A 13,753-nucleotide genomic window follows, 5' to 3' on the forward strand; every position below is an offset into this window, starting at 1 on the left:
ACGGACACGGCTGACTTGCCGCCCGCCAGAGCGGTGTGGCCGCAAGTGCCGTATCTCAAACTGGTGGACACACCACTCTCCTGGCCTCGCGCGGGCCTCAAGTCGGCTACGACAACATCTGCACGAACTCAATGCTGGAAACATCAGGCCAGCTTGGCCATACACTGTATGGGCGAACCATACACAAAACCACCCCGAGACTGAGAAAAACGAGCCCTTCAAGGCGCGTGATTAACGTGCAAGTTCCTCTAGTGCAGAAATCGTGTTAATACCTTGCGGATTATCGGACCTTGTGGCCATTTGTCCGAACCGAGCAAGCTTCGGGGGCTAATCATTCGATCTGGCATGCAGCTTGCTCGTGAAAAAAGGTACGAAGTCTCGCCGCATGCTTGGGCGGGGGCTCGGGCTCCTGCCCGGTGCTGTGATCGCAAGGCCCGCTTCCGTCGCGGCCGGTGATCGAATCAGCCAATGAAAGGAGAGGTGTTGACTTGGTGACGCCGGACATTGATGCCATTCTGGCAAAACATCGCGACGCGAAACGCGACGCGCTGATACCCATCCTCCAAGACGTGCAGGAAACGCAAGGGTATCTCTCTCGCGAAGCCGTCGTTCGCATTGGCAGACATCTGGGTCTGCCGGCGAGCAAGATTTACGGCGTCGCCACGTTCTACAACCAGTTCCGGTTCCAACCTCAGGGACGCTTCCACATCCAGGTTTGTCGCGGGACGGCCTGCCATGTGAAAGGATCAGCGGCCGTCCTCGATGCGATCAGACGCGAGCTGAAAATCGAGCCCGGCCAGACCTCACGCGACGGCACGTTCAGTCTGGAGGTCGTGGCTTGCATCGGAGCGTGTGGCCTGGCCCCGGTGATCAATATCAGCGGTGAGTTCCACGCCGGCGTCACCACTCAGAAGGTCAAGGGGATCATCGATTCATACAGAGCCAGAGCGGCAGGAAGGGGCAGCAATGACCAAGCCGCCTGAGACAATCAGCGCATGCTGCCACGAACATGCCGCGGACCAGGGCTACCCGACCGTCCTCGCACACGTGATGAGCAGCGATCCCGCTCAACAGGATCGGCTTGCACTGCTCAGACACGACAGGGTGACGCGCCCGACGATCTACGTCGGCACGGGAACATGCGGTTTGGGCGCGGGGGCCCGGTTTACCGTCGGGGCGATCAAGGAGTATCTGAGGCAGAACAACATCGAGGCCGACCTGATCGGGGTGGGGTGCATCGGCTTGTGTTCGGCCGAGCCGATCGTTGATGTCCAGCTTCCCGGAAAGGCACGCGTCTCATTCAAGGGAATCACCGAGGACAGAGTCCCGACCCTGCTGGATGCGATGATGCAGGGGACCGTGCCCGCCGAGTCGGTCATCGGCCAGCATCGCACCGAGTTCGGTGAGATGTGGCCCGACGTTCCGTGTCTTGATGAGCACCCCTTTTTCGCTCCGCAGATGCGATGGGTGCTTGCCAACTGCGGGATCATGGATCCGTCCAGCATCGACGAATACATCGCCCGCGGCGGATATACCGCCCTGGCCAGGATGCTGTCCGCCCAAACCCCCGAGCAGGTCTGCGATCTCGTTGAAGCAAGCGGTCTTCGCGGGCGCGGCGGCGGAGGCTTCCCCACGGGCAGGAAATGGAAATTCGCGAGATCGGCTGCCGGCTCAGGGAAATACCTGGTCTGCAACGCCGACGAAGGCGATCCCGGAGCGTTCATGGATCGCGCGGTCATTGAAGGCGATCCACACCGCCTGCTTGAAGGCATGGCGATCGCCGCGTACGCGATCGGAGCCGACAAGGCTTACGTCTACATTCGGGCGGAATACCCGCTGGCAATTGAAAGACTCAAAGCGGCCATCAAACAGGCCCGCGATTATCGCCTTCTCGGGAACAACATCCTCGGCCGCGGCTTCTCCCTGGAAATCGTGATCAAAATGGGAGCAGGCGCGTTTGTGTGCGGAGAGGAAACGGCCTTGATCCACAGCATCGAAGGCAAACGCGGGATGCCCCGCCCTCGTCCTCCGTTCCCGGCCGTTCGCGGGCTTTTCGATAAGCCGACGATCATCAACAACGTTGAGACCCTCGCCAACCTCCCGACCCTGCTGACCATCGGGGCGGAACGATTCAGCGCCGTCGGCACAAAAAGCAGCAAGGGAACCAAGGTTTTCGCTCTCTCCGGCAAGGTCGCCCGCACCGGCCTGGTCGAAGTCGCCATGGGTACGACCATCCGACGGATCGTTTTTGACATCGGCGGCGGCATTCCCAACGGCAAGGCATACAAGGCCGTTCAGATCGGCGGTCCTTCCGGCGGTTGCATCCCGACCCAACATCTCGACATCGACGTGGACTACGAGTCGCTCAAAACCGTCGGCGCCATGATGGGTTCGGGCGGCCTGGTGGTCATGGACGAAGACACCTGCATGGTCGACGTCGCCAAGTTCTTCATGGATTTCATCCAGCGGGAAAGCTGCGGCAAGTGCATTCCGTGCCGTGAAGGGACCCGCCGGATGCTCGAGACGCTCCAGCGGATCACCCGCGGCCGCAAGAGCGAGAAGGATATCGACGCCCTCACCCGGTTCCAGAGCGTCATGCACCTGCCGAGGCTGGCTGAGGTGATCCGCGACACCAGCCTGTGCGGCCTGGGACAGACGGCTCCCAATCCGGTGCTCAGCACGCTGCGCTGGTTCAGAGATGAGTACGAGGCGCACATCTACGAGCGCCGCTGCCCGGCGGGCGTCTGCCAGGATCTGGTAACGTACCGTATTATCGCCGAGAAATGCAGAGGCTGCACCTTGTGCGCTAAACGATGCCCGGTGCAGGCCGTCATGGGAACGCCCAAAAGCCCGCACTACATCATCACCGACAAGTGCATCGCGTGCGGATCGTGCCTGGAGAGTTGCAGGTTTGAAGCCGTCGTCAAGGAATGAAACGGCAGCGCATTGAGACATCCTGCGGTGGTCGAGGGTCGAAGCGGCGGTGCAACAGCCGCGGAAAACGTGCCTCGATCAAGCGGCGGGAAACGGGAGCCTGAGAACGCCAATGATCACCATCGAAGTAAATGGCCGTCCAGTGGAAGCCGAACCAGGCGAAATGCTTCTTGCGGCGCTGCGACGTGCAGGCATCAAGGTGCCGACGCTCTGTCAGATCGAAGGGCTGTTTCCCACCGGCGCATGCCGGATGTGCGTCGTTGAAGTGGAAGGGCAGCGCGGACTGGTGCCGAGCTGCGCCTTTCCGGTTTCCGAAGGCCTGAAGGTACAGACCCACTCGCCTCGGGCTCTGCGAGCCCGCAAGACCATCGTCGAGCTTCTGCTGGCCAACCACCCCGACGATTGCCTCTACTGCGTTAGAAACGAGAACTGCGATCTCCAGCGGTTGGCGGCCGAGCTCGGCGTTCGCAGCCGGCGGTTTTCCGGCGGAAAGAACCGGCACGCCCTCGACACGTCGAGCCCGTCATTGGTCCGCGACCCGGCCAAATGCATCCTGTGCGGCAAGTGCGTGCGGGTCTGCGAGGAAATTCAGGGCGTCGCGGCCATTGACTTCATCGGTCGCGGTTCGAAAACCACCGTCGGCACCGCGTTCAACGAAGGCGTCAACGTATCGAGCTGCGTCTACTGCGGCCAGTGTGTCAGAGTCTGCCCGACGGGTGCGCTCCGCGAGCAGAGCCACATGAAGGAGGTGGCGGACGCACTCAACCATCCGGACCTCATGGTGGTGGTTCAGCACGCTCCCGCGATCTCAGTGACCCTGGGGGAGGAATTCGGGATGCCGCCAGGCTCCGACGTCAACGGAGCCATGACCACGGCCCTGCGTCTCCTGGGTTTCAAGCGGGTGTTCGACACCAGCTTCTCCGCCGACCTGACGATCATGGAAGAAGCCTCCGAGCTGGTTCACCGAATCAAGAACGGCGGGCGTCTCCCGATGATGACAAGCTGCTCTCCCGCCTGGATCAAGTTCGTCGAAACGTTTTACCCCGATTTGATGCCCAATCTGTCGACCTGCAAGAGTCCGCAACAGATGCTGGGGGCCGTCATCAAGAGCTACTTTGCCGAGCGCGAGGGCATCGACCCCGCCAGAATCTTCAGCGTCAGCATCATGCCCTGCACCGCCAAGAAGTTCGAGGCCGGACGCCCGGAAATGTGCCGCAACGGCCTGCCCGATATCGATGCGGTGTTGACCACGCGCGAACTGGCCCGCATGATCCGGATGCGGGGACTCGACTTGCGCGAGCTGCCCGGCGATACCGCCGATACACCCTTCGGTGAACGCACAACCGCAGGAAAACTGTTCGGTGCCAGCGGCGGAGTCATGGAAGCCGCGATCCGCACCGCCCATTACCTGATCACCGGCAAGGAGCTTGCGGACCTCACCGTGCAGCCCGTTCGCGGTCTGGCGGGCGTCAAAGAGGCTCGCCTGCAGATTGCCGGCATGGACATCGGAGTCGCGGTCGTCAGCGGCCTGGCAAATGCCCGCCGACTGCTCGATCAGATCCTGGCGGGACGCAAGGACCTGCACTTCATCGAGGTCATGAGCTGTCCGGGTGGTTGTGTGGCCGGCGGCGGCCAGCCGATCAACACCGACATGGACGCCGTTCGAACCAGAATGCAGGCTCTCTACCGGATTGACTCCGTCGAAAGCCGTCGGACCTCGCACGGCAACGCGTCCGTGCGGCGCATTTACGAGGAGTATCTCGGTCGACCGCTGAGTGAAAGGAGTCATCACCTGCTGCACACGCACTACGTTAAACGGGAAGTACTGGCCTGACGCGGCCGGAGAGCTGTCATGGGCACCGCATTCATCAGCACGATCAAAGAACACTGCCGTATGTGCTACACGTGTGTGCGCGAATGCCCCGCCAAGGCGATACGCATCGTGGACGGCCAGGCCCAGGTGATCGGAGACCGCTGCATCGCCTGCGGCAACTGCGTCAAGGTGTGTTCACAGGGAGCCAAGGAGGTGCGCAGCTCGATCAAGGAGGTCGAGGCTCTTCTGGCCTCAGGCCGAAAGGTGGCGGCCTGTGTGGCACCCAGCTTCCCCGCGGAGTTCGTCGACGCCGACCCCCACCAGGTGGTGGGCATGCTCTGGGCTTTGGGGTTCGAGTTGGTGAACGAGGTGGCCTTCGGCGCTGATTTGGTCGCCCGCGAGTATCGCCGTCTCCTGTCCCGAAACGACGACAAACGATACATCACCACGAGCTGCCCGGCCATCGTCGGCTACGTCGAACGCTACTATCCGGATCTTCTCGACTCTCTCACCCCGGTCGTTTCGCCCATGATCGCCACGGCCAGGGCGCTCCGACAACTGCACGGCAACGACCTCAAGATCGTTTTCATCGGCCCTTGCATTGCCAAGAAGGCTGAGGCCGAAAGCAAGCCTGTGGCGGGCGAGATCGATGCCGTCCTGACGTTCCCCGAGTTGCGGGAAATGCTCGCCGCGCGCAACATTCGCCCGGACAACGTGGAACCCTGCGAATTCGATCCGCCGCACGGAGCGACCGGCGCAATGTTTCCCGTCAGCCGCGGCGTCCTCCAGGCCGCCGACATCCGCGAGGATCTGATGACCGGCGAGGTCGTCGCCACCGCCGGCCGTATGCATACCTTGGAAGCCATCAAGGAATTCGCCTCCGGCGACCTGGGAGCCAGACTACTCGAGGTCCTGGCCTGCGAGGGTTGCATCATGGGGGCGGGCATCAGCAACGACCTGCCGCTGTTCAACCGCCGCCGCCATATGAGGAAGTACTTCTGCAAGCGGATCGAATCGCTCGATCTGGCACGCTGGCACGAAGATATGGAACGCTTTGCCGGGCTTGATCTGCGCCGCTCCTACGTGGCCAACGATCAGCGCATTCCGACGCCCGCCGACGAACAGCTCAACCAGATCCTCATCCGCATGGGCAAGTTCTCGCCGAAAGACGAGCTCAATTGCGGGGCCTGCGGCTACGACACGTGCATGGAGCACGCCATCGCGATCTATAAAGGGCTGGCCGAGACGGAAATGTGCCTGCCGTACACCATCGAGAAGCTCAGGCAAACCATCAAAGAACTGGCCGCGTCGCACGAACAGTTGGCCAGCACGCAGGAAGCCCTGATCCAGGCCGAAAAGCTCGCCAGTATGGGCCAGCTTGCCGCGGGTATCGCCCACGAAGTGAATAACCCCCTCGGCGTCGTCCTGATGTACGCTCACCTGATGCTCGAGGAGTACAGGGACAAAACCAAGATGCGCGAAGACCTGGCGATGATCGCGGAACAGGCCGATCGCTGCAAGAAGATCGTCGCTGGCCTGCTCCACTTCGCACGCCAGAACAAGGTGGTGCGCTATCCCACCGATGTCCGGGAACTGGTGCGGCGATCGATCAAGACCTTCACCATCCCGCCCAACGTCACGGTGAAGATCGACACGGAGATCGCGGACCCCGTCGCCGAGATCGACCGGGATCAGATCATCCAGGTGTTGACAAACCTGATCAGCAACGCCGTCGCGGCCATGGAGAAGGGCGGCACGCTGACCGTCCGGGTCACGGGCGATGCCGACAATATCAGATTCGTCGTCGGCGATACCGGCGTGGGCATTCCTGAACAGAATATGAAAAAGATCTTTGAGCCGTTCTTCACCACTAAACAGATCGGCAAGGGAACCGGTTTGGGACTGGCGGTCACATACGGTATCGTGAAGATGCACTGCGGAGATATCCGCGTGGAATCCAACGCCGACCCGGCCGCCGGCCCGACCGGGACAACCTTCACGGTGACGCTGCCGAGACGCGAACAGAGAGAGATGAACCAGGTTTCGGGGACCGAGATGATACGGGGCCTCGGACAGGTCGAATCAGCCCCAACGGGGCAGAACTGAGACGGCATACGGGAACATACGAACATGGCTGACACTAAGAAAACAATCCTTCTGGTGGACGATGACGCGGACTTCCTGATGCAGGAGGAAATCGCCCTGAAAGCCGGCGGCTATGACGTCCTCACCGCGGACAGCGGGAAACGTGCGGAGGAAATCATCGCCCGCACCCGTCCCGACGCCGCCATCGTGGATGTGATGATGGAGGATACCGATGCCGGCTTCATGCTGTGCTACCACATCAAGAAGAAAGACCCGTCGATTCCGGTCATCATGGTGACTTCCGTGACCGGTGAGACCGGCCTGGACTTCGACGCCGCCACCGACGAGGAGAAGTCCTGGATCAAGGCGGATGCGTTCCTGGCCAAACCCATCCGCATCGAGCAGCTTGAAGCCGAGCTCACCCGGCTGTTGAAGGACAAGACATGATGGATACGCTGCGGATTCTGGTTACCGACGACGAACGGGGCATGAGGCTCGGAGTCGAGCGCACGTTGCGAGACTTCAGGGTGATGGTCCCCGACGTCCACGAAGAGGTGGCCTTCGTTGTTGACCAGGCCGAAACCGGCGAGCAGGCCATCGAACAAATGGCCACACGGCCGCCGGATATCCTGCTCCTGGATCACAAGCTCCCGGGTATCAGCGGGCTGGAGGTCTTGGACCGGGTGTCCGGGACGCGCCCGGAGCTGCTGACGATCATGATCACCGCCTACGCCTCGATCGAGACGGCGGTCGTCGCCACCAAGAGAGGAGCCTACGATTTCCTGGCCAAGCCGTTCACCCCCGACGAGCTGAAAAGCACCGTCCGCAAGGCGGCGATCCGAATCATGCTGGCCCGACAGGCCCGCAAACTCGCGGAGGAAAAAAGGCAGGTCCGCTTCCAGTTCATCCGCGTTTTGGGCCACGAGCTCAAGGCGCCCCTGAACGCCATCGACGGGTTCCTGCAACTCATTAAGAATCACACCCTCGGCGGCGACGTCGGAGCCTATGATGAGATCGTCGGCCGGTGCAGCGTCCGCGTGGACCACATGCGGAAGTTGATCGTCGATCTGCTGGATATGACCCGGATCGAGTCCGGCCAGAAATCCCGCGACCTCGGCACGGTCGACGTCCGCGAGATCGCCCGGACGTCCATCGAGACGATCCTGCCCACCGCCCAGCCGCGGAATATCGCCATCGAGCTTCATGCGGACGGGCCGGTGACCATGACCGCCGACCGCGGCGAGATCGAGATGATACTGAACAATCTGATTTCCAACGCGGTGAAATACAACCGTGACAACGGCCGGGTCGACGTCCGAGTCGACCGCTCCGGCCAGGTCGTGACCATCGCGGTGACCGACACGGGCATCGGAATGTCCAAGGAGGAAACCGCAAAACTCTTCGGCGAGTTTGTCAGAATTAAGAACGCCAGAACCCGCAGTATTCTCGGCAGCGGCCTGGGATTGTCGATCGTCAAGAGGCTGGCCATGCTCTATGACGGCAGCGCCACCGTCGAAAGCGAACCGGACGTCGGCAGCACATTTACCGTGGTCCTCAAGGATTCCCCCGGGCCGCCCCCGTCGGCGGTCCCTGCGGCAACAACGATGAACGAGGCTTGATGTGATGAGACAGGAGACTGTGGGCTTACCCGCTTCGGATATCATCCGTGAGAGACGGATCGAGGAGATCCTCGCACACAACCGCGACCAGGACGCGTCCCTCGTGCGAGAGATCCTCGCCAAGGCCCGGCAACTCAAAGGCTTGCCGATGGAGGACGTCGCGGTCTTGGCCGAGATCAGCGATCCCGAACTCCTCGCCGAACTGTTCGCCACCGCCAGGCAGGTCAAGCAGGACATCTATGGCATGCGCCTGGTTCTGTTCGCCCCGCTCTATGTATCCAACTTGTGCGGCAACAACTGCCTCTACTGCGCTTTCCGTTCGGGGAACAAGTCGATCAAACGCCGGGCGCTCACTCAGGACGAGATCGCCCGCGAAACGAGGATTCTGGTGGAGCAGGGGCATAAGCGGGTGCTGCTGGTTGCCGGCGAGTCTTATCCGAACGAAGGTTTTGATTACATCCTCAGGGCGATCAAGACCGTCTACTCGGTCCGCAGCGGCCGGGGCGAGATTCGCCGCGTTAACGTGAATATTGCTCCGCTCGAACTCGATCAGTTTCGCCAACTCAAGGACATGGGTATCGGCACCTATCAGCTTTTCCAGGAAACATATCACCGCGAAACGTACGCCCGCGTCCATACCGGCGGCCGAAAGAGAGATTACGATTGGCGGGTCACGGCCATGGATCGGGCCATGGAGGCCGGCATCGATGACGTCGGCATCGGCGTGCTGTTCGGATTGTTCGATTGGCGATTCGAGATACTCGCCCTCTTGCAGCACGTTCAGCACCTCGAAGCCGCGTTCGGCGTCGGACCCCACACCATCAGCGTGCCGCGCCTGGAACCGGCGACGGGGGCGGATCTGGCCAGTCACCCCCCTCACCCCGTATCGGATGTCGATTTCCGCAAGATCGTCGCCATCCTGAGGCTGGCCGTCCCCTACACCGGGATTATCATGTCCACGCGCGAGACGCCGAACCTGCGCCGGGAGACTTTTGCCCTGGGTGTGTCGCAAATCTCGGCCGGCAGCCGAACCAACCCCGGCGGTTACACAGAGGACGAGGACATCGATGCCTCGCAGTTTTGCCTCGGAGACCATCGACCGCTGGATGAGGTCATACGGGACGTCGCGCAACTCGGGTATATTCCCTCATTCTGCACGGCCTGCTATCGGCTCGGCCGAACGGGCCAGGATTTCATGGACCTGGCCAAGCCCGGCGAGATCAAGCATCATTGTGACCCCAACGGACTGTCAACGTTCTTGGAGTATCTCTTGGATTACGCCTCCCCGGCCACTCGCGAGGTCGGTGAGCAACGAATTGCGTCCGTACTGGCTGAGATGGACGATCGGGCCCGGCGAACGGCGGAAAAGCTCATCGAGCAGGTCCGCGCGGGGAAACGCGACGTCTTCGTCTGAGCCGATGCCCGCAACAACACGGGGGACCCGCTATTCATGAGCAGCGCGTGGCGCACCGAGCATGATCTGATCGGCAGCCTGCCCGTTCCGGCCGATGCCTTGTACGGCATTCACACCGCCCGGGCACTGCGGCATTTCACGCTGGCCGGCCGGCCCGTACACCCTCAAATGATCCGGGCCTACGGAACCGTGAAGCTCGCCTGCGCGATGACCAACCGGGCCTTGGGATGCTGGACCGATGACCCAGCCAAGGCCGACGCCATCGAACGCGCATGCCGCGAGATGGGCGAGGGATTGCTCGACGGCGGCGTACAGGTTGACCTGCTGCAAGGCGGAGCCGGCACCAGTACCAACATGAACGTCAATGAAGTCCTGGCCAATCGCGCCCTTCAAATCCTGGGCGAACCGCTCGGTGAATACCGGCGAGTCAGTCCGCTGGACGACATCAACCTTCACCAATCCACGAATGACACTTACCCGACGGCCCTCAGACTGGCCGCCATCCGCATGCTTGCCGGGCTGGAAGAACGCGTAGTCGGTCTACAAGAAGCCTTCCAGGCCGCCGAGAAGCGCTTTGCCCACGTGGTCAAGGTCGGACGCACCCAGATGCAGGATGCGGTGTTGATCACGCTCGGGCGGGAAATGGCCGCGTATGCCGAAGCGTTCAGCCGTGATCGCTGGCGCATCTACAAATGCCAGGAGCGGCTGAGAGTTGTCAATCTGGGCGGCACGGCAATCGGAACGGGGCTTGCAGCCCCTCGGGATTTCATCTTTCGAGTTGCAGAGACGCTGCGAGACCTGACCGGCATCGGCTTTGCGCGAGCCGAAAACCTTGTCGATGCCACACAAAACGCCGATGTCTTCGTTGAGGTCTCCGGGATTCTCAAGGCTTGCGCGGCGTCGCTCCTCAAAATATGCACGGACCTTCGTTTCATGTCTTCTGGCCCGGAGGCGGGCGTGGGTGAGATCCGTCTGCCACAGCTTCAGGCAGGCTCTTCGATCATGCCCGGCAAGGTCAACCCGGTCATCCCCGAGGCCGTCAGCCAGGCGGCGATGCTGGTCATGGGGCATGACGCGACCCTGACAATGGCTTGTGCCGCCGGAAACCTGGAACTGAATCCCTTTTTGCCGCTGGTGGCCTGCTGCCTGCTGGAGAGCATCGAACTACTCGAGCGAAGCTGCGACGCGCTGCGAAGGTATTGTGTCGAAGGTATCGAAGCCGACGAGGCCCGTTGCCGTCGCCATGTGGATGCCGCCACGGCCACGGTGACCGCCCTGCTGCCGGCTCTGGGCTATGAACAAGCGTGCCGCATCGCGCTCAAAGCACGCCAGGGCGGACGTTGCATTCGCGATGTCGTTGTCGAAGAGGGGTTGTTGACCGCCCAGGCATTCGATGAGATGGTCAGCCCCGAGGCCGTCTGTCGTCTCGGCTCGCCCATGATCAGGCGGCCGAACGCTGAGTATGGGCCTGTCGGCCAAGGCGGGGCGCCATGACCACTTCGACACCCAAAGGATTTCGGCTCCATATCGGCATTTTCGGACGCCGAAACGTCGGCAAATCCAGCCTGCTCAACGCCGTTACCCGGCAGAACGTGTCCATCGTGTCCGAATTCGCCGGAACCACGACCGACCCGGTCGAGAAGCCCATGGAGCTGCTGCCGCTCGGTCCGGTGTTGTTCATCGACACCGCCGGAGTGGACGACGCGGGGGCCTTGGGCGAATTGCGCGTCGGAAAAACGCGCCAGGTGTTTGATCGCACGGACCTGGGCGTGATCGTCGCCGAGCCGTCAATCTGGAGTGATTTCGAGGAACGCATCCTCAATGAACTGGCCTCGCGACAAATCCCGGTGCTCGTGGTGTTCAACAAATGCGACGTGGCGATGCCGGACGCGGCGGTTGTCGAGCGGCTTGCCGCTCGAAAGGTGCCCGTGGTTCGGACGGCGGCAACCTCCGGCCAGGGCATCCTCGATTTCCGCCAGGCCCTGCTGGACAACGCTCCGGCCGACTTCGTGAACAACCCGCGTATCCTCGCAGACATCGTCGGGCCGGGCGAGATGGCGGTGCTGGTCGTTCCCATCGACAAGGAAGCCCCAAAGGGTCGGTTGATCCTGCCGCAGGTTCAGGCCATTCGCGACCTGCTGGACGGCGATGCTTACTGCATGGTGGTCAAGGAGCGGGAGCTCCGCAATGCCCTGGACCGGCTGAAATCGCCGCCCAAGCTCGTGGTCACCGATTCGCAGGCCTTTCTCAAGGTCGCGGCGGATACGCCCGCTGAGGTCATGCTGACCAGCTTCTCGATTCTGTTTGCGAGGTTCAAAGGCGACCTGATCACCCAGGTCGAAGGGACGCTGGCCGTCGACTCGCTGGTTGCCGGGGACCGGATCCTCGTCGCCGAAGCATGTTCGCATCATCCCATCGGCGAGGACATCGGTCGGGTGAAGATTCCTCGGTGGCTGACGCAATACGTCGGCGGGAAGATCGAGTTTGTCACCGTTCAAGGGCACGATTTCCCCGAGGACCTCTCGTCCTACAAGCTGATTATTCACTGCGGAGCCTGCATGTGGAACCGCCGCGAAATGCTCAGCCGAATCATGCGATGCCGGCAGGCCCGGATACCCATCACCAACTACGGCCTGGTCATCGCCCACAGCCTGGGAATACTGGAGCGGGCGTTGCAACCATTCCCGGCCGCACTCGAAATACTCCGTCGTGCCCGCGATTTCGGTGCAGCCGCATCGCGTCAAGCGCAGGGCCTGCCGTGAACCGGACTCCTCCCGCCGCCGCACCCACACCCACACGCGAGGAGCTCTTGCGATGGCTTCGCGAGGATGACGCATCGCGGCTGGGGCAATTGTGGACGATGGCCGATGAAACGCGCCGCCGAAACGTGGGTGACGCCGTCCACCTGCGCGGGTTGATCGAAATATCCAATCACTGTGTGCGCGAGTGTGCCTACTGTGGCCTGCGGGCGCCGAACCGATCCTTGCGACGATATCGGATGACCGCCGACGAGATCATGGCCTGCACGGCCGCCGCGGTCGAGTTCGGATACGGTACGGTCGTGCTCCAATCCGGCGAGGACGATGGCATCAGGCAACAATGGCTGGCCGACGTCATTCGCAAGATCAAGAGCGAAACGAGTCTAGCCGTCACGCTCAGCCTCGGCGAGCGGCCCGAGGAGGACCTGGCTGCCTGGCGCCAGGCCGGCGCCGACCGCTACTTGCTGCGGTTTGAAACGTCCGACCCCGTGCTATACAAGCTCATTCACCCGCCGCGCCCTGGGCGGTTATCCGACCGCTTTGCCATTCTGAACCAGCTCCGGGAACTGGGCTATGAAGTCGGCAGCGGCGTTATGATCGGCATCCCTGGACAGACGTACGACAGCCTCGCGGATGATCTCGAAGCTTTCCGGCGGCTTGACCTCGATATGATCGGCGTGGGACCGTACATCTCTCACCCCGCGACGCCTCTGGCCAAACACTCAGGCCTCCGCCCGATACCCCCCGAGCAACAGGTGCCGAACACCGAATTAATGACCTACAAGGTCCTTGCCCTGACGCGTCTGGTCCGCCCCGACGCGAACATCCCCAGCACCACCGCCCTGGCAACGCTCAACAAGGACGCCGGACGGGAACTGGGCCTGTCACGCGGGGCCAACGTGGTGATGCCCAATCTCACCCCCCCGCAATACCGCACCCTGTACGAAATCTACCCGTCGAAAGCCTGCCTTTTTGAGAATGCGGAAGACTGCCGATCCTGCCTCAAGAACCGCATCCTGGCCATGGGACGGACCATCGGCCAAGGACCGGGCAGCCGGCGGCAGACCGCCTGATTGACTGCCCCCTCGTAAGTTGTGTCAACCGCCCAATCCGCTAAACTGTGCATGGC

Annotated in this window: 10 protein-coding genes; all 10 read left to right on the forward strand. The window is 62.0% G+C overall.

What is annotated here, in order from left to right; all coding sequences use genetic code 11:
- Positions 1-488: 488 nt before the first annotated feature.
- The 10 genes from nuoE to hydE all read left to right on the forward strand — a co-directional run bounded on the left by nuoE (position 489) and on the right by hydE (position 13,697).
- Positions 489-983, forward strand: a complete 495-nt coding sequence (gene nuoE / locus PLL20_04475) for an NADH-quinone oxidoreductase subunit NuoE (GenBank protein ID HPD29226.1) — start codon at positions 489-491, stop codon at positions 981-983.
- The gene (locus PLL20_04480) at positions 967-2,934 is read left to right on the forward strand and encodes an NADH-ubiquinone oxidoreductase-F iron-sulfur binding region domain-containing protein (GenBank protein ID HPD29227.1); all 1,968 of its coding nucleotides are present in this window, start codon (positions 967-969) and stop codon (positions 2,932-2,934) included. Before nuoE ends, PLL20_04480 begins: the two co-directional genes overlap by 17 nt.
- 112 nt (positions 2,935-3,046) lie before the next feature.
- A complete protein-coding gene (locus PLL20_04485; protein HPD29228.1) occupies positions 3,047-4,768 on the forward strand; it encodes an NADH-dependent [FeFe] hydrogenase, group A6 in 1,722 nt (573 codons plus the stop codon).
- A gap of 18 nt (positions 4,769-4,786) precedes the next feature.
- Complete coding sequence (locus PLL20_04490; GenBank protein HPD29229.1) at positions 4,787-6,853, forward strand: [Fe-Fe] hydrogenase large subunit C-terminal domain-containing protein; 2,067 nt, start codon at positions 4,787-4,789, stop codon at positions 6,851-6,853.
- Positions 6,854-6,877: 24 nt separating this feature from the next.
- Positions 6,878-7,279 (forward strand): response regulator, encoded by a 402-nt coding sequence (locus PLL20_04495; protein ID HPD29230.1) that lies wholly within the window; start codon positions 6,878-6,880, stop codon positions 7,277-7,279.
- Positions 7,276-8,451: an ATP-binding protein gene (locus PLL20_04500; protein HPD29231.1), complete on the forward strand. Its 1,176-nt coding sequence runs from the start codon at positions 7,276-7,278 to the stop codon at positions 8,449-8,451. The genes PLL20_04495 and PLL20_04500 overlap by 4 nt, the downstream gene beginning before the upstream one ends.
- A 4-nt stretch (positions 8,452-8,455) precedes the next feature.
- A complete protein-coding gene (gene hydG / locus PLL20_04505; GenBank protein HPD29232.1) occupies positions 8,456-9,865 on the forward strand; it encodes a [FeFe] hydrogenase H-cluster radical SAM maturase HydG in 1,410 nt (469 codons plus the stop codon).
- A 36-nt stretch (positions 9,866-9,901) separates the two neighbouring features.
- Positions 9,902-11,359 (forward strand): aspartate ammonia-lyase, encoded by a 1,458-nt coding sequence (locus PLL20_04510; GenBank protein ID HPD29233.1) that lies wholly within the window; start codon positions 9,902-9,904, stop codon positions 11,357-11,359.
- Positions 11,356-12,627 carry a [FeFe] hydrogenase H-cluster maturation GTPase HydF gene (gene hydF / locus PLL20_04515; GenBank protein HPD29234.1) on the forward strand — a complete coding sequence of 424 codons (1,272 nt, stop codon included), beginning with the start codon at positions 11,356-11,358 and terminating at the stop codon, positions 12,625-12,627. Before PLL20_04510 ends, hydF begins: the two co-directional genes overlap by 4 nt.
- Positions 12,624-13,697, forward strand: coding sequence for a [FeFe] hydrogenase H-cluster radical SAM maturase HydE (gene hydE, locus PLL20_04520; GenBank protein HPD29235.1), 1,074 nt, complete (start codon positions 12,624-12,626; stop codon positions 13,695-13,697). The genes hydF and hydE overlap by 4 nt, the downstream gene beginning before the upstream one ends.
- Positions 13,698-13,753 lie beyond the last annotated feature (56 nt).

This window comes from Phycisphaerae bacterium, assembly GCA_035384605.1.
Classification (GTDB): Bacteria; Planctomycetota; Phycisphaerae; order UBA1845; family PWPN01; genus JAUCQB01.